This window comes from Mesonia phycicola (genome assembly GCF_900141885.1).
Taxonomy (GTDB): Bacteria; Bacteroidota; Bacteroidia; order Flavobacteriales; family Flavobacteriaceae; genus Mesonia; species Mesonia phycicola.
The window spans coordinates 266,711-293,690 of the sequence record NZ_FQYY01000006.1; the positions used below are offsets into that span (position 1 = coordinate 266,711).

The 26,980-nt window shown below is 31.4% G+C and carries 24 protein-coding genes and 1 rRNA gene; 9 read left to right on the forward strand and 16 right to left on the reverse strand.

Annotated features, from left to right (window positions below):
* Positions 1–26: 26 nt before the first annotated feature.
* Complete coding sequence (locus BUC03_RS10835; RefSeq protein ID WP_073151709.1) at positions 27–947, forward strand: leucine-rich repeat domain-containing protein; 921 nt, start codon at positions 27–29, stop codon at positions 945–947.
* A 64-nt stretch (positions 948–1,011) separates the two neighbouring features.
* Here BUC03_RS10835 and BUC03_RS10840 read toward each other — a convergent pair whose 3' ends face one another.
* Positions 1,012–2,655 (reverse strand): acyl-CoA carboxylase subunit beta, encoded by a 1,644-nt coding sequence (locus tag BUC03_RS10840; protein WP_073151712.1) that lies wholly within the window; start codon positions 2,653–2,655, stop codon positions 1,012–1,014.
* A 307-nt stretch (positions 2,656–2,962) separates the two neighbouring features.
* Between BUC03_RS10840 and BUC03_RS15305 the strand changes: the two genes are divergently transcribed.
* The 3 genes from BUC03_RS15305 (at position 2,963) to ettA (ending at position 5,454) form a co-directional block, all read left to right on the forward strand.
* Entirely contained in the window at positions 2,963–3,139 is a 177-nt protein-coding gene (locus tag BUC03_RS15305) for a CAL67264 family membrane protein (RefSeq protein ID WP_200799136.1), read from the forward strand.
* Positions 3,140–3,142: 3 nt separating this feature from the next.
* Positions 3,143–3,604, forward strand: coding sequence for a DinB family protein (locus BUC03_RS10850; protein ID WP_073151718.1), 462 nt, complete (start codon positions 3,143–3,145; stop codon positions 3,602–3,604).
* 155 nt (positions 3,605–3,759) lie between these two features.
* Positions 3,760–5,454, forward strand: coding sequence for an energy-dependent translational throttle protein EttA (gene ettA, locus BUC03_RS10855; protein WP_073151721.1), 1,695 nt, complete (start codon positions 3,760–3,762; stop codon positions 5,452–5,454).
* Positions 5,455–5,526: 72 nt separating this feature from the next.
* Here the strand turns inward: ettA and BUC03_RS10860 are convergent, their stop codons facing one another.
* The 4 genes from BUC03_RS10860 to BUC03_RS10875 form a co-directional block, all read right to left on the reverse strand.
* Entirely contained in the window at positions 5,527–6,435 is a 909-nt protein-coding gene (locus BUC03_RS10860; RefSeq protein WP_073151724.1) for a mechanosensitive ion channel family protein, read from the reverse strand.
* A gap of 7 nt (positions 6,436–6,442) precedes the next feature.
* On the reverse strand, positions 6,443–6,937 hold the full coding sequence (locus BUC03_RS10865; protein WP_073151727.1) for a Dps family protein: 495 nt from the start codon (positions 6,935–6,937) through the stop codon (positions 6,443–6,445).
* A gap of 65 nt (positions 6,938–7,002) precedes the next feature.
* The gene (locus tag BUC03_RS10870) at positions 7,003–7,314 is read right to left on the reverse strand and encodes a phosphoribosylpyrophosphate synthetase (protein ID WP_073151730.1); all 312 of its coding nucleotides are present in this window, start codon (positions 7,312–7,314) and stop codon (positions 7,003–7,005) included.
* Positions 7,315–7,414: 100 nt separating this feature from the next.
* Entirely contained in the window at positions 7,415–7,894 is a 480-nt protein-coding gene (locus tag BUC03_RS10875; protein ID WP_073151733.1) for a thiol-disulfide oxidoreductase DCC family protein, read from the reverse strand.
* A gap of 66 nt (positions 7,895–7,960) precedes the next feature.
* On the opposite strand from BUC03_RS10875, the gene BUC03_RS10880 reads away from it, so the two are divergent.
* Positions 7,961–9,898: a M1 family metallopeptidase gene (locus BUC03_RS10880; protein WP_234971618.1), complete on the forward strand. Its 1,938-nt coding sequence runs from the start codon at positions 7,961–7,963 to the stop codon at positions 9,896–9,898.
* A gap of 69 nt (positions 9,899–9,967) precedes the next feature.
* Here the strand turns inward: BUC03_RS10880 and dnaN are convergent, their stop codons facing one another.
* The 5 genes from dnaN to BUC03_RS10905 form a co-directional block, all read right to left on the reverse strand.
* Positions 9,968–11,086, reverse strand: a complete 1,119-nt coding sequence (gene dnaN / locus BUC03_RS10885) for a DNA polymerase III subunit beta (RefSeq protein WP_073151739.1) — start codon at positions 11,084–11,086, stop codon at positions 9,968–9,970.
* 182 nt (positions 11,087–11,268) lie between these two features.
* Positions 11,269–12,948 carry a gliding motility-associated ABC transporter substrate-binding protein GldG gene (gldG, locus tag BUC03_RS10890; protein WP_073151742.1) on the reverse strand — a complete coding sequence of 560 codons (1,680 nt, stop codon included), beginning with the start codon at positions 12,946–12,948 and terminating at the stop codon, positions 11,269–11,271.
* Positions 12,945–13,676: a gliding motility-associated ABC transporter permease subunit GldF gene (gene gldF, locus BUC03_RS10895; protein ID WP_073151745.1), complete on the reverse strand. Its 732-nt coding sequence runs from the start codon at positions 13,674–13,676 to the stop codon at positions 12,945–12,947. The genes gldG and gldF overlap by 4 nt, the downstream gene beginning before the upstream one ends.
* 9 nt (positions 13,677–13,685) lie before the next feature.
* Positions 13,686–13,982 (reverse strand): putative quinol monooxygenase, encoded by a 297-nt coding sequence (locus BUC03_RS10900; RefSeq protein WP_073151748.1) that lies wholly within the window; start codon positions 13,980–13,982, stop codon positions 13,686–13,688.
* Positions 13,983–14,816, reverse strand: a complete 834-nt coding sequence (locus tag BUC03_RS10905; RefSeq protein WP_073151751.1) for an SAM hydrolase/SAM-dependent halogenase family protein — start codon at positions 14,814–14,816, stop codon at positions 13,983–13,985.
* Between the two features lie 97 nt (positions 14,817–14,913).
* On the opposite strand from BUC03_RS10905, the gene BUC03_RS10910 reads away from it, so the two are divergent.
* Together BUC03_RS10910 and BUC03_RS10915 are read left to right on the forward strand one after the other, a co-directional pair.
* Complete coding sequence (locus BUC03_RS10910) at positions 14,914–15,867, forward strand: PhoH family protein (protein WP_073151754.1); 954 nt, start codon at positions 14,914–14,916, stop codon at positions 15,865–15,867.
* Positions 15,868–15,887: 20 nt separating this feature from the next.
* On the forward strand, positions 15,888–16,835 hold the full coding sequence (locus BUC03_RS10915) for a phosphoribosylaminoimidazolesuccinocarboxamide synthase (RefSeq protein WP_073151756.1): 948 nt from the start codon (positions 15,888–15,890) through the stop codon (positions 16,833–16,835).
* 25 nt (positions 16,836–16,860) lie between these two features.
* Here BUC03_RS10915 and BUC03_RS10920 read toward each other — a convergent pair whose 3' ends face one another.
* The 3 genes from BUC03_RS10920 to BUC03_RS10930 all read right to left on the reverse strand — a co-directional run bounded on the left by BUC03_RS10920 (position 16,861) and on the right by BUC03_RS10930 (position 19,645).
* The gene (locus BUC03_RS10920) at positions 16,861–17,262 is read right to left on the reverse strand and encodes a hypothetical protein (RefSeq protein ID WP_073151759.1); all 402 of its coding nucleotides are present in this window, start codon (positions 17,260–17,262) and stop codon (positions 16,861–16,863) included.
* Positions 17,263–17,267: 5 nt separating this feature from the next.
* The gene (locus BUC03_RS10925; RefSeq protein WP_073151762.1) at positions 17,268–18,356 is read right to left on the reverse strand and encodes a DNA topoisomerase IB; all 1,089 of its coding nucleotides are present in this window, start codon (positions 18,354–18,356) and stop codon (positions 17,268–17,270) included.
* Between the two features lie 200 nt (positions 18,357–18,556).
* Positions 18,557–19,645, reverse strand: a complete 1,089-nt coding sequence (locus BUC03_RS10930) for a M42 family metallopeptidase (RefSeq protein ID WP_073151765.1) — start codon at positions 19,643–19,645, stop codon at positions 18,557–18,559.
* A gap of 117 nt (positions 19,646–19,762) precedes the next feature.
* Between BUC03_RS10930 and BUC03_RS10935 the strand changes: the two genes are divergently transcribed.
* A complete protein-coding gene (locus BUC03_RS10935) occupies positions 19,763–20,476 on the forward strand; it encodes a DUF4294 domain-containing protein (protein WP_394333512.1) in 714 nt (237 codons plus the stop codon).
* 3 nt (positions 20,477–20,479) lie between these two features.
* Here the strand turns inward: BUC03_RS10935 and BUC03_RS10940 are convergent, their stop codons facing one another.
* From BUC03_RS10940 to BUC03_RS10950, 3 genes are read right to left on the reverse strand one after another with little or no spacing between them, the layout of a single operon-like run.
* Positions 20,480–22,525 (reverse strand): OmpA family protein, encoded by a 2,046-nt coding sequence (locus tag BUC03_RS10940; protein ID WP_084112915.1) that lies wholly within the window; start codon positions 22,523–22,525, stop codon positions 20,480–20,482.
* A 6-nt stretch (positions 22,526–22,531) separates the two neighbouring features.
* Positions 22,532–23,464, reverse strand: coding sequence for a PorP/SprF family type IX secretion system membrane protein (locus BUC03_RS10945; protein WP_073151770.1), 933 nt, complete (start codon positions 23,462–23,464; stop codon positions 22,532–22,534).
* 14 nt (positions 23,465–23,478) lie between these two features.
* The gene (locus BUC03_RS10950; protein ID WP_073151773.1) at positions 23,479–26,088 is read right to left on the reverse strand and encodes a gliding motility-associated C-terminal domain-containing protein; all 2,610 of its coding nucleotides are present in this window, start codon (positions 26,086–26,088) and stop codon (positions 23,479–23,481) included.
* 710 nt (positions 26,089–26,798) lie between these two features.
* Here BUC03_RS10950 and BUC03_RS10955 point away from each other — a divergent pair.
* Positions 26,799–26,980, forward strand: a 16S ribosomal RNA gene (locus tag BUC03_RS10955); the annotation flags it as partial.

Sequence of the window (26,980 nt, forward strand, 5' to 3'; positions counted from 1 at the left end):
TACCGGTCTTTTTTATTTTTGAATTTATGAAAAAACATAAAATTTTACTGCGTTTAGTAAGCTTAGCCTTATTATTTAATGCAATTGTTGCTAAAGCTCAAAACCCTAATCCTTTAAGAGAGCCTGTTTATTTTTCTGTTGCAGAAGCAATGCAAGATAAAAATGCCACGCAATTAAATTTAAGAGATCAATCTTTATTTTCTGTATCTAAAGAGATTATTAAATTAAAGAAATTGCAGTTTCTAAACCTAATGGGTAATAACTTATCTACCTGGAATAAAGATATTTTTAGACTAAAAACTTTAAATAATTTAAACTTAAAGTCTAACTCTTTATCTTATCTGCCAAGAGAGATAAAAAATTTAAAGGCATTACAAAATTTAGATTTAGCAAATAATAATATAGCAACTCTTCCCCCTGAAATTAAAAAACTAAATAAACTTAAAAATTTATATCTCTCTTTAAATCTATTAACCAACATACCTAAAGATTTGAGTGAATGTAGTAATCTAGAGGTATTAGAGTTAGATAATAATCAGCTTAGTTACTTACCTAAAGAAATAAATAAGCTCAAAAACTTAAGAGTATTGCATTTAGGTTTTAACCAATTTAATGAGCTAAATGAAAATTGGCTTAGTTTAAAAAAGTTAGAAGAACTAAGTTTAGAACATAATCAATTAAAAAAGCTTTCTTCTAGCTTGTTAAATTATACGAGTTTAAAATCTTTATTTTTAAACGATAACGAATTGCAGAATTTACCAGAAGAACTTACAAATGTAAGTACACTAGAAACCTTAGTACTAAGTAACAATAAACTATCTCAACTACCAGAAAATTTAGAAAAGCTAGAAAATTTAAGAACACTTATAGCATTAAATAACAACTTTTCTAACGCAGAAAAAAATAGAATAAAAAAGGCTTTACCTAACTGTAATGTGTATTTGTAGAGGTTTTAAGGTACAATAATGGCAATTATCATCTATAATAATCGCCATTATTTGTAAAAAAATATTAAGTCTGTATAACCCCTAGATTAAAATCTTTGGTAATAGGAGCGTGGTTAGCTGCCTCAATTCCTGTAGATATCCATTTGCGAGTATCTAACGGATTAATTACTGCATCTGTCCAAATTCTAGCTGCCGCGTAATAAGGGCTAATTTGTTTATCGTAGTCTGCTTTAATTTTATTGTAAAGTTCTTTTTCTTTTTCTTCTGTAATTTCTTCCCCTTTTTTCTTTAAAGAAGCAGTTTCTATTTGTAAAAGTACTTTAGCAGCAGAATTACCACTCATTACAGCCAATTCTGCACTAGGCCAAGCCACAATTAGTCTAGGGTCGTAAGCCTTACCACACATAGCATAATTACCAGCTCCGTAAGAGTTACCAATAACCACTGTAAACTTAGGCACTACAGAATTACTAACAGCATTTACCATTTTAGCACCATCTTTAATAATACCGCCGTGTTCACTTTTGCTACCCACCATAAAACCGGTCACATCTTGTAAAAACACCAACGGAATTTTCTTTTGGTTACAATTAGCAATAAATCTAGTAGCTTTATCTGCAGAGTCAGAATAAATAACACCACCAAATTGCATTTCTGTAGGTTTAGTTTTAGCAGCAGTCGTTTTTACAATTTTACGCTGATTGGCTACAATACCAACAGCCCAACCATCAATTCTAGCATAACCAGTAATAATAGTTTGCCCGTAACCAGCTTTGTATTCTTCAAATTCAGAATTATCAACCAACCTATTAATAATTTCCATCATATCATATTGGTCACTTCGCTTTGCAGGTAAATGTCCAAATATTTCTTTTGCATCTAATTTAGGTTTTACCGCTTTTTTTCTATTAAAACCAGCAGAATCTGCATCTCCAATCTTGTCCATAATACTCTGTATTTTGGTCAATGCATCTTTATCATCTTTTGCTTTATAATCGGTTACACCACTCACTTCACAATGAGTAGTAGCTCCACCAAGAGATTCATTATCTATACTTTCTCCTATCGCCGCTTTTACCAAATAACTTCCTGCAAGAAAAATACTACCAGTTTTCTCTACAATTAAAGCCTCGTCACTCATAATAGGTAAATACGCGCCTCCAGCAACACAACTACCCATAACTGCAGCTATTTGAATAATACCCATACTACTCATCACGGCATTATTTCTAAAAATTCTACCAAAATGCTCTTTGTCAGGAAAAATTTCATCTTGCATTGGTAAATAAACACCAGCACTATCTACCAAGTAAATAATAGGTAATTTATTTTCTATAGATATTTCTTGCGCGCGTAAGTTCTTCTTTCCAGTAATAGGGAACCAGGCACCAGCTTTCACCGTAGCATCATTAGCCACAACAATTACCAATTTACCAGAAACTTTACCAATTTTTACAACCACACCACCACTAGGGCAACCACCATGTTCTATGTACATACCTTCTCCTGCAAAAGCACCAATTTCTATAGCATCTTCAGGCTTGTCTAGCAAAAAATCTATACGCTCTCTGGCAGTCATTTTACCTTTTGCATGATGTTTTTCTATACGTTTTTCTCCGCCACCAAGACTAACTTTTTTTAATTTATGATTAAGATCTGAAACAAGTAATTTGTTATGATCTTCGTTTTTATTGAATTTTAAATCCATTCATTATAATTTTTAGGGCGTTACCCTATCGGGTCGGGCTTTCGCTACTCGCTTTTTTATTTTATTTAAAATAAAAAGAGCTCAAACATAACGCTCAATCCCTAACGCTTTTCTATTTTTGGTAACGAAAATACAAAAAGCTTATCATTTTTATAACAAAAATATCAATCAAAAAGTGAGATATTTATAATTATGAAGCAAAAAAAAGGAGTTTTAATTTCAATTTCATAATAAAAGTATTAACTATTAATAATATTATAAATTTGTAGTTGCTTTTTAGAAATTTAAATACAAGTAAAATATGAGTATGAATAAAAATACAGTGTTGGCTTGGGCCACATTTATAATGGTTATTGTAGGTTTAGGATTAATTTCATTAGCTGCATTTAAGTATAGAGAAATAGCAGGATATGGTTTTGGTGCTGTAGGTGTAGGGTTTTTTGCTATTGCCTGGGTATTTAATGCCTTAAAAGGAAGAGTTTAAAACATGTTGAAAGAACAACTCATAAAACATTTAAAAGGTGGTGAGGCTTTTGCACCTATAGATTTATTATTAGAAGATATTTCTTATGCTAATCTATCTATAAGACCTAACGGTTTACCTTATTCGTTTTATGAGTTGTTTTATCATATAGTATTTACCCAAGAAGATATTTTAAAATATATTTTAGAGGCTAATTATAAAGCGCCTAAATGGCCAGATGATTATTGGTCTTTACAACAGGGACCTAATAACGAAAAAGATTGGGATAATTTAAAAAGCAAATTTTTTAAAGAAAGAGCCCAATTAATTAACCTAATTTCTAAAGATGAGGTTTGTTTAGATGAACCTATAAAAAGCAATAGTGAGCATACTTTGTTTAGAGAATTAATGCTGATTGTAGAGCATAATGCTTATCATACAGGTCAACTTTTAATAATTCTTAGGTTACTAAACTTACATTCTTAATTTATTCTATTTTTTCAGAATTTAAAATTCGTATTTTTGCGTTAGCGGTAGTAGCGGCATCCTTTTTTTACTTCTTTTTCAAGTAAAAAAAGATATAGCGAATAACGCGTTGCTTTGCAAACGCCCAAACTTTTTAAAAAAAATTATATATAAAAATGGCAGACGATAAAAAAGTGATTTTCTCGATGTCTGGTTTAACCAAGACATTTCCTAGTGCACAAACACCAGTTTTAAAAAATATCTATTTAAGCTTCTTTTACGGAGCCAAAATTGGAATTTTAGGTCTTAATGGATCTGGTAAATCTACTTTGCTTAAAATTATTGCAGGAGTAGATAAAAATTATCAAGGAGATGTTGTTTTCTCTCCAGGTTATTCTGTTGGTTATTTAGAGCAAGAGCCACAATTAGATGAAGAGAAAACTGTAATGGAAATTGTAAAAGAAGGAGCAGCAGAAACGGTTGCAATTCTTGATGAATACAATAGTATTAACGATCAGTTTGGTTTAGAAGAGGTGTATAGCGATCCAGATAAAATGGAAAAGCTAATGAACCGCCAGGCCGTTTTACAAGATCAAATAGATGCTTCTAACGCTTGGGAGTTAGATACCAAATTAGAAATTGCTATGGATGCTTTACGTACTCCAGATGGCGATAAAAAAATAGCAGTGCTTTCTGGTGGGGAGCGTAGACGTGTAGCTTTATGTCGTTTACTTTTACAAGAGCCAGATGTATTACTATTAGATGAGCCAACTAACCACTTAGATGCAGAGTCTGTACATTGGTTAGAGCACCATTTAGCGCAATATAAGGGTACTGTAATTGCTGTAACACACGATAGATACTTTTTAGATAACGTAGCTGGTTGGATTTTAGAGCTTGATAGAGGAGAGGGTATCCCTTGGAAAGGAAATTATTCTTCTTGGTTAGACCAAAAATCTAAGCGTATGGCTCAAGAAAGCAAAACAGCTTCTAAACGCCAAAAAACTTTGGAGCGAGAATTAGATTGGGTTAAGCAAGGGGCTAAAGGGCGCCAGACTAAACAAAAAGCGCGTTTAAAGAACTACGATAAGTTAATGAGTCAAGATCAAAAACAACTTGACGAAAAATTAGAAATCTATATTCCAAATGGACCTCGTCTAGGTTCTAATGTGATTGAAGCAAAAGGTGTAAGTAAGGCTTATGATGATAAATTGCTTTATGAAGATTTAAACTTTAATTTACCACAAGCAGGTATTGTTGGGGTAATTGGGCCAAATGGTGCTGGTAAAACAACCATCTTCCGTATGATTATGGGAGAAGAAAAGCAAGATAAGGGAGAATTTGTTGTTGGAGAAACTGCTAAGATTGCTTATGTAGACCAAAAACACGCTAATATTGACCCTGAAAAAACCATTTGGCAAAACTTTAGTGATGAGCAAGAATTGGTTTTAATGGGAGGTAAAGAAGTAAATTCTCGTGCATATTTAAGTAGATTTAATTTTTCTGGTGGTGAGCAAAACAAAAAAGTAAAATTACTTTCTGGTGGAGAGCGTAACCGTTTACACTTAGCCATGACGCTTAAAGAAGAAGGTAACGTTTTACTTTTGGATGAGCCTACTAACGATTTAGATGTAAATACTCTACGTGCTTTAGAAGAAGGTTTAGAAAATTTTGCTGGTTGTGCTGTAGTAATTAGTCACGATAGATGGTTTTTAGATAGAATTTGTACGCATATCTTAGCTTTTGAAGGAGACTCTCAAGTATATTTCTTTGAAGGTGGTTTTTCTGAATATGAAGAGAACAAGAAGAAAAGATTAGGTGGTGATGTGATGCCTAAGCGTATTAAATATAAAAAATTAACAAGAGACTAAATCTTGTGAAAATTTATTTACAAAAAAAGCCTGCTAATTTTAGCAGGCTTTTTTTATGTTAAGTGTATTTGTCTATTCTTGTTTGGTGTTTATTTGTAGAGTTTCTGCCCTAAACTTGTTTTTACCAAAATCTAATGTTCTTATAGGGAATGGTATGTTAATATTGTTAGCATCATAGGCTTTTTTTATTGCTAGTATTGCTTTGTGTTTAGCAAATAAAATATCACCTTGGTTGGTAACATCTGTCCAAAACCTAACAACGTAATTAATAGAGCTATCTCCAAAACCTTCGTAAGCAAATTCTACTTTTTCTCCATTGTCTTGTTTAAAAATATTAGAAATAGCTTTAACTGTTATTTCTTCTACTTTTTCTAAATCACTTTCATAACCTACACCACAAGTTAGCATAACTCTAGATCTGGAAGTAGTGCTAAAATTAGTAAAGGCTTCTTCTACTATTTTAGAATTGGGAATCACAACGTGGTTATTATCAGACTTTTTAATAACAATATTTCTTAGGTTGACCTCTAATACTTTACCTGCAAATCCATTAGTTTCTACCCAGTCACCAATTTGTATTTCTGGAAGAAAACTTAAAATAACACCAGATACTGTATTGCTTAAAGTACCTTGTAAGGCTAAACCAATTGCCAAACCTACTACTCCAGCTCCAGCTAAAATAGAAGTAAGCAGTTTGTCTAAATTTAATAAGCCTAATGCTATAAAAAAACCGAAAGAGATAATTACTAATTTCAGAATTCTGATAGTAATATCTCTTACAGATGCTTGGATGTTTCTTCTTAAAAGTAACTTATTAAGAAACTTAGCAACATATTTAGCTATAATTATAAAAATTATAAATACTAAAATTGCTAAGATAAAATTAGGGAGATTGATGATAATTGAATTTAACCAATCGGCAAGTTTTTCATATATACCACCAATTGCTTCAGATAAGTTGAAATTCCCGTTTTCGTTCATTTAAAATTTATTTAATTTCTTTATGAGTTTGCTTTGTTTTCATAATCCAAGCGTCTAACATCCAGCTTGTTTTTTCTAATTCTCTAATATAAGCGCCAATTAAATCTATAGTACCTTCATCATCTGCGTCATCTGCAACTTTAACTACTTTTCTCATTTGGTTTAAAATTTTGCCGTGGTCTTCTAACAAAATCTCTACCATTTGCGTATCTGTAAATTCAGATTTAGATTCACTTAAATTAGATATTTCTAAATAATCTGAATAATTACTTGTTGGCTGAAATCTCAAAGTTAATACTCTTTCTGCAATATCATCAATTTTTAAAACTGCATCGTTGTACATTTCTTCAAATTTTTCATGAAGGTCAAAAAAGCTTTTGCCAATAATATTCCAATGAAAATTTCTTAATTTTTGATAATATAAGTGATAATCAGCTAATAACACGTTTAACTCTTCTACAGTTAATGTTATTTTTTCTTTGTCAAGATTTAAATATCCCATAGCTAAATTTTATTTTTTATAATATTGAATAGTTGTTTTACTGTTTTGTATTGTAAGTTAATTAGTTATTGGTTAGTTTCTCTATGTAGTTTATCTAATATAGTTTTAGAAATTTGCCCACCAGAAACTCCGTAACCATCGGTAAGTACTCCTTTTCTGCCGTTAGAAGTAGTTATAGCGTAAAGAATAGAATTATCATCTGGGTTGCTCATACCTTCAAAGCGTAACACTTTATCTACTTCAAATTCATCTGCGGTATATTTTTCTTTTTCAGATTTGAGTTCTAAATATTCATCTATCAAATTAAAATCATGCTTATAACCTTCTTCTAATTTTAATTTATTAATTGCTTCAGATAATGTCCCGTAATCTTTCATAATAATTGATTTTTCTATTAAATTACTAGTAAATGGTATACTTACCAAAAACTGAGAATGGTTTAGTATAAGTTTAACTGCAAGTCTTTATATTTTGTTATTATGAAATAAAGTAGAGTATAAATGTAATTATTACAATAAATGCAAAAACATATACTAGCCAATAGGCTTTTATTGATTTAGGGTTTTTACCAAAACAGAGTATGGTAACATTGTAGTAAAATGATCTGTTTTTTGCAATGTGGTTATAAGCGTGATCGCTTATTTTTTGAAATAAAGAAGAATAATGATATAACTGATGCCATTTTTTATTACCTGCTATAAATAAAGATCTATATGCAGAGTCTGGGCCATTATAAACATTACCATTAGTTTCTATTAATTTGCTTGATTTTTTAAACTCTTTTAACGGAATGTCTTTAAAGCGATTACTTACTTCTTGGTAGGTAGCATATTTAATTTTTTGTTTGGTTTTTAACTCCCACCTAGTTTTCCAAAACTTACAAAAAGTACAGTCTCCATCCCAAACCAAAATAGGTTTAGAGCTATAATAATTGGTATGTAAAATTTTTTTAAACATAAAAAAAGCTATTATAAATGTAAACTTCTTTATTTTCAGCGTCTAATACTTATTCAATTTACATTTATGATGAAAAAATACTGTCTATTTATAATATTATTAAGTTTTTTTATTCCGATAACTGCACAAAATCATTTTTTACAGCACACAGAGATTGCTAAACAAGAATTAGCATCGGCATCTTTTAGGTACAAAAACAAAATTAGCGCCAATACAGGTAATTATGATGTTACCTACCAACGTTTAGAGATAGAGGTAGATCCGTCTGTTGCATATATAGATGGTACAGTTACTACTTATTTTGAAGCTAAAGAAAATTTGACTCAAGTAATATTTGATTTTGCACAAGGTATGAGTGTAAATCAAGTAACTCAAAACGGAGTAAGTTTAACCTATCAACACGTAAATGAAGAGTTAATTATAGATTTACCTCAAAACCAAGCAACAGGCGTGTTAGACTCTTTGAGCATTAATTATTCTGGCAACCCCATAAGTACTGGTTTTGGTTCTTTTGAGCAAACTACACATAACGGAGATGAAATTATTTGGACCTTATCTGAGCCATACGGAGCAAAAGCTTGGTGGCCTTGTAAACAAGATTTAGTAGATAAAATTGAAAACATAGATATTTATATTACTACTCCCGCTTATAACAATGACGGAGAAGAAAATATAGCAGTAGCCAATGGTTTAGAGCAATCTCAAATTGTAAATGGTAATTTAAAAACTACACATTTTACACATACTTACCCTATTCCTGCTTATTTGGTTGCTTTTGCTGTAACCAATTATTCTGTCTACACAGAAACCGTAGCTAATAACGGCAATCCTTTTTCTATTGTGAATTACGTGTATCCAGAAAATTTAACATCAGCTCAATCTTCTACAGCTATTACTGTAAATATAATGGACTTGTTTATTAATAATTTTGGAAGTTATCCTTTTGAAAATGAAAAATATGGTCATGCTCAATTTGGTTGGGGTGGCGGTATGGAGCATACTACAGTTTCTTTTATGGGTAATTTTAGCAGAGGTTTAATTGCTCACGAGTTAGGTCACCAGTGGTTTGGAGATAAAGTTACCTGCGGAAGCTGGCAAGACATTTGGTTAAATGAAGGTTTTGCAAGCTATATGGCAGCAATGGTGGTAGAAGATTTTGATGGAGAAACAGCCTTTAATAGCTATAAACAGAGTATGATTAATACTATTACTAGTAGTACAAGTGGTTCTGTATATGTTCCCGCTCAAGATACTTTAAGCGTGAGCAGAGTTTTTAGTAGTAGGTTGTCTTACAATAAAGGAGCTATGGTTTTACATATGCTTAGAAATAAATTAGGAGATGCAGATTTTTTTCAGGGCTTGCAAAATTATCTAAATGATACAGATTTAGCATATTCTTATGCAAAAACTACAGATTTAAAAACTCATTTAGAAAACCAATCTACTATAAATTTAGATGAATTTTTTAACGATTGGATTTATGGAGAAGGGTATCCATCTTTTAATTTAACTTGGAGTCAAGATAATACTACTAACGATTTACTTGTTACTGTTGCTCAATCTCAAAGTCACTCTTCTGTAAGCTTTTTTGAAGTGTATTTACCAGTAAGATTAATAGGGACTAATGGTGAAGAGTTAGATGTAATTTTAAATAACACCAATAATAATCAACAATTTAATCTTTCTTCTGTATTATTTACCGTGCAAGAGGTGCAAATAGATCCAGATTTTGAGATTATTTCTAAAAACAATAATTCTTATTTAGAGACAGAAAATTTTTCTAAAAATTCATTTACGGTATACCCAAATCCAACTTCGGGTAATGTAGAAGTATTTTCTAATCTTCCTATAAGTAAACTAACCGTTTATAATTTATTAGGAGAAGTAATTAAAGTAGTAGAAAACACAAAATCTTTATCTATTTCAACTTTTCCTAGCGGAACGTATTTTGTGAAAATTGAATCTGAAAATATTAGTGAAGTAAGAAGAATAATAAAGAAATAGAAAAGTAAATAAAAACCCTCGTGGTTAGCGAGGGTTTTTAAAATTTAAGTTTTAGTTGGTAACTAAATTTTAATTATTTAGCATTACTGGCATTACTAGCATAGTTACGCGTTCACCATCATCTAATCCGTCTTTAGGAGTTAAAATACCTGCACGGTTTGGTAAACTCATTTCTAGCTGAACGTCATTTGCATTTAAGTTGTTTAACATCTCTGTTAAAAATCTAGAGTTAAAACCAATTTGCATATCGTCTCCTTGGTAATCACAAGTTAAGCGCTCTTCTGCTTTATTGCTATAATCTACATCTTCTGCAGAAATATTTAACTCTGCACCAGCAATTTTTAATTTTACTTGGTGTGTAGTTTTGTTAGAGAAAATAGAAACCCTTTTTACAGAACTTAAAAATTGACTTCTATCTATAGTTAATACGTTTGGATTTTCTTTTGGAATTACAGCTTCGTAGTTTGGATATTTACCGTCTATTAAACGACAAACTAATTGTGTATCATCAAAAGTAAATTTAGCGTTAGACTCATTGTATTCAATTAATACATCGCTATCGCTGTTAGCTAAAATTCCTTTTAAAAGATTTAAAGGTTTTTTAGGCATAATAAATTCTGCAGTTTCTTCTGCAGCAACATCTTCTCTAGAGTATTTTACTAATTTGTGAGCATCTGTAGCAACAAAAGTTAAACCTTCTGTAGAAAACTGAAAGAAAACTCCACTCATTACTGGGCGCAAATCATCGTTACCACTAGCAAAAATAGTTTTACTTATAGCAGTTGCCAAAACATCTGCAGGTACAACAGTTTTACTAGGCTCATCTAATTGCACCGCGTTAGGGAATTCTTCACCACTGGCATAAGCTAATGCATACTTACCGTAGCTAGAACTTAACTCTATTGTATTATTATCTTCAACTACAAAAGTTAAAGGTTGCTCTGGGAAAGTTTTAAGAGTATCTAACAATAATTTTGCAGGTACTGCTATACTTCCTTCAGATTCTGACTCTACATCTAACTCTGCAGACATAGTAGTCTCTAAATCTGATGCAGATACTTTTAACTTGTCTTGATTTAATTCAAAAAGAAAATTATCTAAAATAGGTAGGGTGTTACTATTATTAATAACGCCTCCTAATATTTGAAGTTGTTTTTGTAAATATGAACTAGAAACTATAAATTTCATGAGAATAATTTGATAAAATGTTCAATGAATTACAAATATATTTTAATAACTGAATTTTAGCACCAAACTTGACACATATTTATTAACAGCTATCAACTTTATTTGTAAACACTAGTCTCCTCTATATGTTATGCTTAGGCAAAAAAACCAGGAAGAAACCATTAAAATTTTGTTGAAAAATATTATTTTATATATTTTCTTTTTCTAAACCAAGTAAAAATAACTCCAAAAACCCCTAAAAATAATAATGGGAGTACAATATTAATTATTTGCCATTGTACTCTTTCTGCAGCTACTTTATTGGTGTTTAAAAATGCTAATTTTACCTCTTTGCTTCTTATTTTTAATAAACCTTTATCGTCTAACAAGTAATTTACAGCATTTACTAAAAATTCTTTATTACCATACGTAGTTGCTGTCATAGCATCATAGCCTAGTGCTTGTGGTTGTCCGTTTCTGGTTGGGTTTTTAATAACATCTCCATCAGACACAATAAGCATTTTGTTAGCCTCACTAGATTTTTTATAGTTTTTTAGTGGAAGAGGTAGTATTCTATTATTATATACAGAGGTAAAATTACCTTCTAGTAATACCGCTAAATTTTGAGCTCCAGCATTATATGAAGACGGATCTGGTTTTTGCTGAATAACTTCTTGTAAACTAATTTGTGTAGGTACTCCTTCTGTTTTAGAAGCAGTAGAACTCTGTAACAAAATAGTTTTATTAATATTATTTTTTAAAGTATCTATAGGGTTAGCAAAATTAAATTTCACCGCTTCTATATTGTTTACAATTGGGTGATTATTTTTAGTAGTAGCCATAGGTTCATAAAACCAAGGGTACGGATTAAATTGGGTATTTTCTCCACTACCTTTAGCTAAAACAATAGGGGCAGAGTAAACATCATTCACAATTTCTGGATTCACTCGTGCGCCGTATGGAAAGAAAAAATCGGTTAAATTTAAATCATTGTAAAAGGCAAGTAATTTATTTTCTTCATTAGTAAATAAACTATCTTTTTCTGCCATTACATTTTCTAACAACCAAAGAGATTTACCACCATTCATAACATACTGGTCTAAAACAAGTTTCTCTTCTTCTGTATATGCTTCTGTAGGTTTTGCTTCAACAATTAAATCGTATTCATTTAATTGCTCTAGTGTTTTTTGCGGATTGGTTGCTACAGAGTCTAAGGTAAATGGAGCTATGTAATAATAGTCTTTAATAGATTTTACAAAATCTGCAATATAAAGATCTGCTAACTCACCATTACCGCGCATTATGGCTACTTTTTTAGAGCGTTCGTGAATTAGTTGATTAAACCCATCTGTAAATGCATATTCTAATTGCTGTACAGAGCTGTTTACTATATCTTCATTACTATCTCCAATTTTCTTTTTTAGTAAATGTATTTTTACTCTTTTATCTTGGTAATTAGCAACTGCCCAAGGGAAGAGAAGACTTTCTGTAACCTTTCCGTTTTCTGTAACGTTTAAGTTTTCTGGTGTCATCCCTGCATTGTAGAAATCTGTAGCAATTTCTTGAGCAGCTCTGTTTTCTTCTAACGGATTTATAAAATTGAATTTTATATTACTGTTATACGCCTCATATTCTTCTAATAAATATCGTGTTTCATTTTGTAGTCGTTTAAATTCTGAAGGAAATTCACCTTTTAAAAAAACATCTACAATAATAGGCTGATCTACATTTAATAATATTTCTTTAGAAGCTTCAGAAAGTGTGTAGCGTTTATTCTCTGTAAGATCAATTCTTTTAAAAAAGCTAGCTGATACTATATTTAGAGCAATTAAAACTCCAATAACTACCACTAAAGAAAGATAGGTTTTGTTATTTTTTTTCATAAGAAATAGCGTTTTAAATTCAGCTTTGCTAAAAATAGAAATAGTAAAATAAGACTAATAAAATAAATAATATCTCGGGTATCAATAACTCCGCGGCTTATGCTTTTATAGTGGTAGCTAATGCCTAAATACTCTAAGGCGTAAATTTCTGAACCAAAAAGATTAATGTTAGATAAACCTTCTACCCCGTAAAAACATAAAAAACAAATAATTACTCCTATAATAAAAGCTACTATCTGGTTACTAGATAAGGTGGAAGAAAAAATACCAATAGCAGTATAAACAGCTCCCAAAAATAATAAGCCTAAGTAAGACCCAATTGTAGCACCGCTATCAAAATTACCTGTTGTAGAACCTAAGGTAGATATGGTATATACATAAAGTAAAGAGGGTACTAATGCAAAAACCACTAAGATAAAAGTACCAGTATATTTACCAACTACCAATTGGTTTAAGGTAATGGGTTTGGTAAGTATAAGCTCTAAAGTACCTTGTTTTAGCTCTTCAGAAAAACTTCTCATAGTAATCGCGGGAATTAGAAAAATAAAAATCCACGGGGCGATATAGAAAAATGGAGAAAGACTGGCAAAACCATAATCTAGAATATTAAAATCTCCTTGAAAAACCCAAAGAAATAATCCGTTAATTAATAAAAAAATTCCTATCACCAAATACCCAATGGTAGAAGAGAAAAAAGAGTTTATTTCTTTTAATAAAATTGCTTTCATGCACTTATTTTAAGTAAGACTTACTAATTTATCTACGCTCCAAGCTTCTGCTTTTTGCTTAAATTTAATTTTGGTTTCTGCCCAAACTTCTTTAAAAAGGGCAGAATGCCTATATTTTTCTAGAGCTTCATCATTTACCCAATAGCTATACGTAAAAAAGATAGATTTATTATTCTTGTCTTGGTATAGTTCTAGAAACTGACAGCCTTCAAAATTTCTAATGTATTTTTTTTTCTCTTCAAATATCAATTTAAAATTTTCAATTTCTTCTTCTTGAAAATGCATTTTTACTATTCTAACTAACATTTAGTAAAATTTAATATTAATAGTATCTTTTAATTTTAATCCAAATAACGTAGAAGCACTACCCACAGTACTAGGGTTGCTTTTGTAAATAGCAAGCTCTATAAAGTTTGAAGAGTTAAAAATAGCTAATTTTTTACCATCGTCTTCTCTACGTTCTTCTTTTGGAATGGTAAAATTAATTGCGTTGCTATAGTTTTCGTATATTTTAGTAAGGCTTACCGTTCTTGCAGAAATTTTAAAATCTCTACCTTTTCTTTCGTTTTCAAATAATTTTCTAGAAATATTAGTTACAACATTACCGTAATTATCTATATACACAACGTGCCCAATAATTTGGTTTTGTTCTTGGTTTACAATAGGTGTAAAATCTTTTAATTGTTTTATTTCAGAAATAGATCTACCTATTACTTCTAGTGTGCCGCCTCTAGAAATATGGCAAGCAACTTTTACAAAAATATCTAATACAGGAAAATTAGTTTCTACTGTATCATGAATATTAATTTCTACAATTTTTTGTGGTTTTATTTCTGAAGCAATTAAAGACATAATGCCATTATTAGCACAAATAAAGAAATGATCGTCTAATTGTACCGCAATATGTTTGTTTTCTGGCGTAATTTCAGAATCTACCCCAATTATATGAATAGTACCTTTAGGAAAACTACTATACGTGTTTTTTATAATATAAGCCGCCTCTGTAATGTGAAAAGGAGCAACAAGGTGAGAGATATCAACAATGTTAGCCGTGTCTAATTCACTTAAAATGGCACCTTTAACCGCACCGGTAGAAGGGTCTTTCAATCCAAAATCTGTTGTAAGAGTTATTATTGCCATTTAAAAATCTGTTAATATATTTAAAGTGATAGAGTCGTATTTTTGATTAAATTTGTGATGCGAATTTAAAGATAATTATAAATAAACACACTTGCTTTTGAACGAACTTATTATAGAACTTTCTGAAATAAGCCCAAGAGATTTTTTTGGCCAACAAAATCAAAACATTGAGTTGTTGAAAAGATATTTTCCGCAGTTAAAATTAGTAGCTCGTGGTAACCAAATCAAAGTATTTGGAGATGAAGAAAGGTTAGAAGAGTTTGATAAACGCTTCAATATGTTAATGGAACATTTTGGAAAATATAATAAATTAGACGAAAATTCTATTGAGCGTGTACTTACTAGTGAAACGAAAGATGATTATGAAACTTCTAACGAAAGTGGAGAAATTTTAGTGCACGGTGTAAATGGTAAGTTAATAAAAGCGCAAACCGCCAATCAACGTAAAATTGTAGAGGCAGCAAAGAAAAATGACATGATTTTTGCGGTTGGCCCTGCAGGTACCGGAAAAACATATACAGGTGTAGCTCTAGCAGTAAAAGCTTTAAAAGAAAAGCAAGTAAGAAAAATTATTTTAACAAGACCAGCAGTAGAAGCAGGTGAAAATCTTGGTTTTTTACCAGGAGATCTAAAAGAAAAATTAGATCCTTACATGCAACCTTTGTATGATGCGCTACGAGATATGATACCTCACGAAAAATTAGATTCTTTTATAGAAAAAGGAGTTATACAAATTGCTCCAATGGCTTTTATGAGAGGTAGAACGTTAGATAATGCCTTTGTGATTTTAGATGAAGCACAAAATACAACTCACGCGCAAATGAAAATGTTTTTAACCAGAATGGGGAGAAGCGCAAAATTTTTAATTACAGGTGACCCAGGGCAAATAGATTTACCAAGAAGAGTAACGTCTGGATTAAAAGAGGCGCTTTTAGTATTAAAAACAGTAAAAGGGGTAGATATAATTTACCTAGACGATAAAGATGTAATAAGACATAGATTAGTAAAAAGAATAATTTCTGCTTACAACGCTATAGAAAATAGAGAGTAAAAACCACCCAAAAGTAATTTATGAATACCGTAAACAGTACAAATTATAAATTTCCTAATCAGGTAAGTGTATATAAAGGTAAAGTTAGAGAAGTTTACCGTTTAGAAAATGACCAAGTAATAATGATTGCTACAGATAGACTTAGTGCTTTTGATGTAGTAATGCCAAAAGGGATACCTTATAAAGGTCAAATATTAAATCAGATAGCAACCAAAATGATGGATGCTACTAAAGATATTGTACCAAATTGGTTAGAAGCTACACCAGACCCAAATGTAGCTGTTGGTCAATTATGCCAACCATTTAAAGTAGAAATGGTAATTAGAGGTTATTTAGCTGGTCACGCTGCTAGAGAATACAAGGCAGGAAAAAGAGAACTTTGCGGAGTTGCTTTACCAGAAGGCTTAAAAGAAAATGATAAATTACCAACACCTATTATTACTCCTGCAACCAAAGCAGAAATGGGAGAGCACGATGAAGATATTTCTAGAGAAAATATTTTAGCTCGCGGAATTGTTTCTGAAGAAGATTATAAAGTTTTAGAAGATTATACCTATAAACTTTTTAAACGTGGTAGTGAAATTGCAGCAGAAAGAGGATTAATTTTAGTAGATACTAAATACGAATTTGGTAAAAATGCTAATGGAGAAATTGTATTGATTGATGAGATACATACTCCAGATTCTTCTCGTTATTTTTATGCTGAAGGGTATGAAGAAAGACAAGAAAAAGGAGAGAGCCAAAAGCAACTTTCTAAAGAGTTTGTACGTCAATGGTTAATATCTAAAGGGTTTCAAGGAAAAGAAGGGCAACAACTCCCTGAAATGACAGATGAATATATTAACTCTATCTCTGAACGTTATATTGAATTATATGAGAATATTACTGGAGAAACTTTTGATAAAGCAGAAATAGATAATATAGAAAACAGAATTCAGAATAATGTACTTGCTTATTTAAATAAGTAAGGTAGAAATTTTCTGTAATATTAAATTATTCCATTACCTCACTAATTTCTAGTGGAGTAATGGGATTTTTAGTTTTGTATTTTACATGAAAATCTTCATCTAAAACAATTACTAAAAAATCTGTATTAGCTTGCTGCAGTTTTTGGTAATCGCCAAAATTTAAAAGTCTTTCATTTTTTTCATTAAAAAAAGACTCTACTTTGTCTGGAGTAACTACGTAGGGCTGTATATTTCTTTCAGCAAAAAACTTTCTCCCGTTTTCAAAAATATCATATTGTTCTTTAGCTTTTGGTAAATTATAGCTACTAGTAACAAGTACTATATATCCAGAGTTTATTTCTTTTTCTGATGAGGTTTCTTGTAAAGGCACTTGAGCTTGTAATGTGCCAGTTGTTATGATGGTAAAAAAGAGTAAAATGTATTTCATAAGATTTAGTTTTTTAGTTTTATTTTAAAATTCTCCATTAGTTCTAATAGTACTTTCTCTGTGTGAGAAAATTCTTCAGAAGATTTACCTGCAGATTTTTTATCTACTTTGTCAAAGTATTTCTGAATTTTTCCGTTTTGATAATATTCTGTAATTACTGGATGCACGTAATAATTTTTACAAACCGTTCTAGTATTTCCTAAAGCTTCTGCGGCTTCATCTAAAGCATTAATAATATTTTTGTCTTGTTGCTTTTCTTTTTTGGTATAACCCAGATCTCGTAAAGCTTCAAAATATATTTTGGTTGCGGCCCAAGTTCTAAAATCTTTAGCAGAATAAAATTCGCCACAAATATTCTGAATATATTCATTTATCATTCCGCTATCAATACAGTCTTTTTCTCCATTATCATCATAATAGGTGAAAAGTTCCCATCCTGGTATTTCTTCACACTCATTAACTAATTCAATTAAGTCTTGGTCTGTCACTTCTATATGGTGTTCTTTTCCTTTTTTGCCTATAAAATTGAACGTAAGAATGTCTTTACTAATATTTACGTGTTTAGAGCGTAGGGTAGATAGGCCGTAAGTTTGATTTTTTTTAGCATAATAGTGATTGCCAATTCTAATATGTGTTTCTTCCATTAGTCTAACCACCAGTGCTAATACTTTTTGTTTAGGCATACCCTTTAACTCTAAATCACGGTCAACTTGCTTTCTAATTTCAGGAAGTTTTTTTCCAAAAGATGTCATTTTAAAAAACTTAGTCTGGTTTTTAAATTTAGACCAAAGGTCATGATATCTATATACTTTTCGGTTTTTGGTATCTCTACCTATTACTTGTAAATGACCATTTTCTAGATGTGTAATTCTAACTTCTGTCCAAGCAGGAGGGATCACTAATTTTTTAATTCTCTCTAAAGAGGTTTTATTGGTGATTTTTTTATTTTTTTTATCTGTATAATAAAAACCTCTTCCGTGTTTGTGACGTTTTATAGTTAATTGATGGTCTTTTATATAAACCAAATTAGCAAGAGCAGCAAATTCTTCTGGTTGCTGGGTAATCTTTTCAATTTTTTCTGTAGTTAAATTCATATGAAAATGTAGCTTGTCTATAAATTTACTTCAGAAAAGAGAGTGACTTATCTAATAAAAAGTGAATGTTTTTATAAAAACCTACTAATTAAGTTTTTTTATAGAGTTGTTTCATCTAATTATTCTCTCTTTTATAATATGGAGTAATAAAAAAGCCTCCCTAAAGTAGGAAGGCTTTTTTGTTTGTTATTTTAAAACTTTTATTTAAAATAACTAAAAGTTTCTCCGTTTTTAAGCTGAAGAAGACTTTCGTAAATTAATTTAATTACATTTTCTACATCGTCACGATGAACCATCTCTACTGTGGTATGCATATATCTTAAAGGTAAAGATATTAATGCTGATGCAACACCGCCATTACTATAAGCAAAAGCATCGGTGTCTGTACCTGTCATTCTGCTAGATGCCATACGCTGAAATGGGATATTGTTTGCTTCTGCAGTATCCATAATCATTTCTCTCAAATTGTTTTGAACAGCAGGAGCATAAGTAATTACTGGACCTTCTCCAATTTTAGTTTCCCCTTCTTTCTTCATATCAATCATCGGGGTAGTAGTATCGTGACAAACATCAGTAACAATAGCTACATTAGGTTTAATAGTTTGAGTAATCATTTCTGCACCACGTAAACCTATTTCTTCTTGCACAGAATTGGTGATGTAAAGTCCAAAATCTAACTCTTTACCATTTTCTTTTAAAAGGCGAGCAACTTCTGCAATCATAAAACCACCCATACGGTTGTCTAAAGCACGACACACAAATTTGTTTTCGTTTAGCACAAAAAATTCGTCTGGATAAGTAATTACACAACCAACGTGTACACCTAAAGCTAAAACCTCTTCTTTATTAGTACATCCTACATCAATAGTAATGTTTTCTAATTTTGGGTGTTCTTCTTTTCCTTTATTTCTAGTGTGTATAGCTGGCCAACCAAATACACCTTTTACAATTCCTTTTTTGGTATGAATATTTACACGCTTAGATGCAGCAATCATATGATCGCTTCCTCCATTTCTAATAACATGTATAAGTCCATTATCTGTAATGTAGTTTACATACCAAGAAATTTCATCAGAGTGTCCTTCTATAACCACTTTAAACTTTGCATCCGGATTAATAACTCCTACAGCAGTACCGTAAGTATCAGTTATAAATTCATCTACATAAGGTTTAAGGTAGTCCATCCATAATTTCTGTCCCTCACTTTCATATCCTGTAGGAGATGCATTATTAAGGTATTTTTCTAAGAAATCTAAAGACTTTTTATTTAAAATGCTTGTACTTGACATATATATTATTTGTAAATTTTTACGAAAATAAGAATTCTTATCTATATCGTTTCAAGTTTTACTAATTTTGGAATGATTTTAGCACATTCATAAGAACTAAAATTTTAATCATATATCTTGAAAAAAATACTTTTCATATTTGTAGTTTGTTTTCAAAGTTTGTGTTTTTCTCAGCAGAAGAATGATACAACTAAAACTATTGTTAAAGCTGAAAAGCTAAAAAAAGAACAGAAAGATGATTTTTCCGATAGTATTCAGCAAAAAGAATACATGGTTATAGATAATCAAGTTTTAGAAGCTATAGATTTAGACGAAGTATTTTTAGTAGGTCCATTTAAGTTTAAAAATAGATATGAACGTCGTCGTTATTTAATATTACAGAAAAAAACGAGACATGTTTGGCCTTATGCTGTAATGGCATCTACTCGCTTAACAGAATTGAACAATAGGTTAAATACCATAGAGTCTAAATCTAAAAGAAAAAAGTACACCAAGATTGTTCAAAAATATATTGAAAACGAGTTTACCGAAGAGTTGAAAAAACTTACCAAAACAGAAGGACAGATATTAGTAAAATTAATGTACAGACAAACAGGAGCAACTACATTTAATATAGTAAAAGATTTAAAAAGTGGTTGGCGAGCATTTTGGTATAATACAACAGCAAGTCTATTTAATATTTCTTTAAAGGAAGAATATCATCCAGAAGAAGTAGAAGAAGATTTTTTAATAGAACATATTCTGCGTAGAAACTTCCAAAAGCACAGATTAAAGGAGCAGCCTCCAGCTATTAAAATTGACTTTTTGAAAGCTGTTGAAAAGTGGCAGTAATTTCTATTTAAAGCTTTTAATTACAAATTCACACCTTCTGTTAATTTCGTGCTGTTCTTCGGTGCAAGAATCTTCTGTTTCACAATGAATAATAGGTTGCGTTTCGCCATAACCTACCGCTTTGAGTCTCTCTAGATTTATTCCGTTTTCATTGAAATATTCCATCACAGCATCAGATCTTTTTTGCGAAAGCTCTAAGTTATATTTGTTATTTCCTCTAATATCGGTGTGCGTGCCAATTTCAATTTTCATTTTTGGATATTTTTGGAGAAGCGTAATTACTTTGTTAAGTGTTTTACGAGATTCTTTTCTTATATACCATAAATCGTAATCAAAGTAGATAGGTTCTGTTTCTATAAAAATCTTGTCGTTTTTGGTAACTATACTCGGTTCGTTATCAATAATTTGTTTTACTTGTTCTTGTTGAGCCTTTTCTTGTTCAATTTTTTGCTGTTGTAAACGCTCTTTTTCGCGATCTAATTCTTGTTGTTTACGTTCAGCAATTGCTTTTTCGCTTAGCAAATAAAGTTCAGCAAGATTTTCTTTTTTACGTTGTGAAGATGTATTGAAAGATTTTTCGTCTTTGGTGTATTTTTCTTTGGTGGCCATAACTTGAAATGAAGAATTGCAATTCATTTTAAAAGAGAAAGTTCCTGTAGCATTAGTAGTTAAACTGTCGATGGCGATTTCATTTTCAAATAAAACAACTTTTGCGTTAGTAAGCAGTTCTTGAGTGGTTTTGTCAAAAACTTTTCCTTTTAAAAGCTGGTAGCAATCTTCTATAATTAGAAGCTTAGTTTCGTGAATTTGATAGATATCATCACTTCCTTTTCCTGAAGGTCGGTTAGAAGAAAAGAAGCCATTTTTAGTTTTAGGATTGATATAAAAAGCAAAATCGTCGTAACTCGAATTTAAAGGTAAACCAACATTATCTGGTTTTTGAAATCCGTTTGTAGTCGGTTTGGCAATAAATACATCGAGTAAACCAAAACCGGGATGACCGTTTGAAGAGAAATAAAGATTTCCTTCAGCATCAATAAACGGAAATTGTTCTTTTTTAGGCGTATTGATAAGTTCTCCTAAGTTTTGTGGAGAAGTAAAATCGCTCGTATTTATTTTATAAATATCGAAACCACCAAAACCGCCGGGTTTGTTAGAAGCAAAATAAAGTGTTTTGCCATCGTTGCTTAATGCGGGATGCTCAAAAGAATAATTTTTATTGTTGAAAGGAAGCAAGGTAATGTTGGTCCACTTTTCGTTTTCTAATTGAGCGCTGTAAATTTGAAGCTGATTGACATTTGCGGTGTCTTTCTCTTTTTTACCATTTAAATAATTATTTCTGGTGAAGAAAACCGTCTTTCCGTCTTTGGTAAAAACTGCGTTGCTCTCGTGAAGTTTGGTCGTTAATTCTTCAGCAAAAAGTTTTGAATTCTCTGTTTCTAAACTATCGGAAGGAATACTGTAAAGGTTTAAATAAGGAAGATTATTCCAATAATAAATTTTAGCAAAAAGCCCTTTTTGTTCTTTGGTAGATGAAATTAAAACTTGGTCTTGATAAACTCCGCTGAAAAATTCAGACTTCTCAGTATTTAGCGGTAAATTTTTTAAGCTGTAACGTTCGCCAATCGCTTCAACATTTTCCAAATAAACTAGGGATTGTAGGTGATTATTTTTTTCTGAAGCTTCAAGCAAATGATTTTGAAAAACAGTATCGGCCAATTTATATTTCTTTTGAGCTTTTAAGCTTTGGTAGTATTTAAAAATGTGAGCATCATCCATTACTTCTTTATTATTCTTCAGCAGGAATTGAAACCACTTTTCAGCATTTTTAAAATCAAACGTATAGAAGTAAGCGTTTGCCAAATTTCTTATTGAATTGGCTTCAGATTTTCGGGTGATCGCTTCTTCATATAAAGGAATAGCTTTAGAATAATAGGTTCTTTCAAAATATTTATCAGCCTGTTTAATAGAAAAATCTTGCGCGTTCGCTTGAAATGTTGCCAAGCTAAAAATGATAATTAAGAAGTGTAGTAAGAGTTTTTTCATCATAAAAAATTAAAAGAAACGAGGCGATTTGTTGTGACCTTTAAACAAGTCTAAATTATAAAGAAGGAAAATTTCGTGGGTACCGCTGGTGTAATTTCCTAAGTTGCTAGTGGTATAATCGTAGGCATACCCAAATTTAAGCTTGGTCGTAATACCAATACTCATTAAAGCACTTATAGAGTCGTCGTAGCGATAAGAAACTCCGGCTTCAAACCTATTTAGGTATAAAACGTTTGCAGAAAGATCGACCATTGCAGAAGTACCGGCAACAGTTCTTAATAAAAATGAAGGCTTCACTTTTAGACTTTGAGAAACTTTAAATACATAACCACCGGTTAAATATAGATGAATTTCTTCGCCACCAATACGTTGAATACCATTAGCGTCGTTTAAATGTTTACTCTGTAAAAAATTGGGAGTCGATAAGCCTACATAATAGTTGTTGGTAAATAAGAATGCTCCGGCTCCTAAAGTCGGGTAGGTTTCATTAATGTTTTGGCTGTAGGCAGGATCTGTACTTGCATCGCCACTTTCTAGTCTAAATCTTGAAAAATCTGTATTTAAAAATGTAGCTCCGGCTTTAAGACCTAAAGAGATTTTTGTTTTTTCTGAAATTTTTAAAATATATGCCAGATCTGCAGTAACATTATTTTCTTTAAGCGCGTCTTCGCCAATTTCATCATTTACAAAAGAAACTCCTGCTTCTAATTTACTGCTTAAAGGTAAATGAGAAAAGAAAGAGTATGTTGTTGGGTTACCAATCACATCGACCCATTGTTTACGAAAAAAAGTACCAAAATGTAAAGTCTCGGGAGTGTCGTTTACATAACCCGGATTGATGATTTTTTGGTTATACATATAATGAGTAAACTCAGGATCTTGTTGTGCAAACAAGGTGAGGCAACTCACAAAAGCGATTAGCGTAAGTAATTTTATTTTCATCTATTATTTTTTAATTATCTATTTAGATATAATCTTCCTTGTTGCGGAGCAATATTGTTTTTGTTGAAGTTGACGATATAAAAATAGACTCCGTTAGGTACCAAACCATCAGCTAGAACTAAATCGCTTTCTGCTTCACCATTCCAATGAGGGCGATTAATATCGCCTTTATATAAAAGTTTGCCGTATCGGTTATAAATTTCGAAAGTATAATCGGGATAAATATATTCGATATCAGGAATACGAAACACATCATTTATTCCGTCGTTATTAGGAGAAAAAGCATCTGGAATAAAAAAGTCGTAATTTCCGTCGCAGGCGGTGAGTGATACGTTAACTTCTAAAGCATCGACCGATTCACAATTAATAACCGAATCGTAGGTGTAAGCATAATAAATTACTGTTTCAGAAAGTGGGGTGTCGTTTGCTAACAAATTTCCGTTTTGGTCATACCAATTTATTTGGTATTGATTGTATTGTTGAGTATTTGCACTTAAATCTAAAAGAGTAGGTTCGTCTGCGCCGCAAAATTGATCTCCATCAGGAATTAGTGTAGCAACAGGAACTTGATTAATAAGAACACTAACCGGTGTTTTTAAAGAGTAACAACCATTGGCGTCAATTTGCGCTACCCAATAAGTTCCATTGGCAAGAAGTGTATCGGCTGATAGTGGTATTTCACTATTTTCTGAATCGTACCAAAATATGTTCGGAAGATTAGGAGTTAAGTCTGAAACCTGTGCTGCATCGACTTCACAAAATTCTTGCAAAGCCAGAGCGTCTGGCGCATCGGGTAGCGGAAAAACTTCAAAAGTAAAATCGACATTGGTAATTGTAGAACATCCTGTTTCTGCATTAGTAAGTTCGTGAATGGTTAAAGTGGTTACTCCAGAATTGTTGAGTAAGCTTGAAGGTAGTATTAATTCACCATTAGCATTGTTTACATTTATGGTTTCAATTTGATTGTTTGCAATATTAGCTCCGGTTAAAGAGTAGTCGATTTCTAATTGATCAATTCCAGTAAGATTGCTTAAGGCAGCAATCGCATCGTCTCCCAAACATATATTTTCCATTGCTATGATCACGAAGGGATCTGGGTTTTCAAAAATTTCAAATTCAAAATTAAGATCGGTAGGAGTAGTTACACATCCATTGATTGTCGTAATTTTTGTGATTTCTAATTCATTTGTTCCTGAATTAGGAAGTAAATTTCCAGGAATTTGAAGTGAAGATGACCCATTTGAAAAATTTAATGTGACATTGGTTGCTGTAAAATTATTCGCTCCAGAAATATTGTAGTTTATAATTAGGTCTTCATTTAAGTTGCTATTTTCAATATCAAAATCGATAAGAAGATCTTCACCAAAACAAATATCTGGAATGTCAATTACGATATCGTCTTCAAAAATGGGATAAATTTCAAAAGTATCTTCCAGGTCATAAAGAAGTTGACATATAATATTATTAGGATCACTAAAAATTTCAAAGTCGGTTACTTCTATCGTATATATTCCTGGAGTTGGAGCAAAGGTGTTTGGAAGGGTAAAACTTTCCGGATCGTTTAAAGAAATCTGTATAGTAATTCCGCTCAAACTTACCGGTCCGCTAACATCGTAAGTAATATTAAAAATGTTACTTGGTAGATCGTTTAAATTAGGAAATCCGTTTATAGTTGCTTGAATAGGGAAACCACTAACATCATTCTCACAAATTGATTCGACCTCTAATACGGCATCAGAAAAATCTAATTGTCTTCTAATTTGAATAATCACTGTAAAAGTTTGAAATTCACAAATAGGATGGTCAGGAATTGCAGTTCTACTGAAGCTATAAACACCGTAACCAAAATTATTAAAGATATTTTGTATGTCTATAATTGTATCGGTGGTTCCGTTAATTTCATTTGTCCCATTATTGTCACTCCAATAGCCATTAGAAGAAGAGGCCGAAATGTAACTGTTTAAATCTACATTTGTATGATTTGCTATTTCGTCTAAGCCACAAACCTCATATTCGATAGATCCTGATGGAGTAGGGAGTGGGTGTACCGTTAATTCAACAGTAACTGTACTCATTGCACAGGTATTTTGCGATGGTACATTGTAAGTAAATGTATAGGTGCCTACACCTTGCACGGTAGCATCATAATTATTATTAGTTAAAGCTCCCGTATTGCTTACATCTACCCAAGTTCCATTTAAATGAGGGTTGGGATTACTACTTATAAACTGAAATAAATTTACACTAAAGTCATCTTCGCAGGCATTTGCGCTAAAATTATCCTCACCAGCATAACCTCCTATTATAAGTGTTAAAGTTGAAGAGCTATCTGTACAATTACTATTACTAATAGTATAAGTATAAGTGAAAATACCACTTTGATTAATTTGCCAGATATTAATTTCATCTTGATTCCCGTTGGTAAAAACACCTAAATTACTGTTATCTATCCAAGTACCACCACTATCAGGATTTCCATTTAAAGCATTAAACAAATTAAAATTTTGATTATTAGTATCGGCATAATTGCAAATAGTAATCGTAGTATCTTGACCAGCGCATTGTCCAAACCCAGAAAATTTTACCAATAATAAGACTATTAGTAGAGAGTAAGCTTTTATCATTCTAACGGTTTAAGTATATAGACGAATATAATATTTTATTTTACTATAACAATTAAAATTGACAAAACCCCCTTTTACAATTAACAAACTTCAACAATTTCGTAGCTCTTTTACAACCATATAGAGACTTTTCTATCCGCTTTGGTATAGTTTGGGATTTCTTTTTATAGTGTTATTCTTCTGATTTACTGTAGTTTAAATTTAATATGAAGAAATTATTAAATAAACTTGCTAAAAAGTTTGTTTTAGGAACAAAAAGGGGAGTATATTTGCATCCGCTTTGAGAGAGAAGCTACGTTCATTGAGAGGGTTATTTTTTTTTGGTTTATTAGAGATATAGTTTGTATCTTGTAAGGCTCTAAAAAATAAAAATAAAAAACTTGAAATTTATTCTTGTTAGTTTAAATAAAGGTTATATATTTGCAGCCGCTAACGCTTAAGGCGTTAAAGTTCTCAAAAAATTATGAAATAGAAAAGCTGGGAGGCTGAGTAATTAAGAAATTGCTTTTAAGGTTCGAGTCCTTAATTTTTAACGATTACTATTACTTTTTAGTGGTAGTGTTATGAGTTCATTGAAGTATTGATTGACAGTAAAAACGAATTAAAGCTAAATAGCTAATTTATTAATTTTGAGTCTCTCTTTTATTAGTTTAGAGGAGAAATGATAATTCCGAGTTGAATATAAGTATTGTAAATATATTTAAAAAACAACGATGAAGAGTTTGATCCTGGCTCAGGATGAACGCTAGCGGCAGGCTTAACACATGCAAGTCGAACGGTAACAGCAGAGCTTGCTCTGGCTGACGAGTGGCGCACGGGTGCGTAACGCGTATACAATCTACCTATTACTGGGGTATAGCCCAGAGAAATTTGGATTAATCCCCCATAGTAT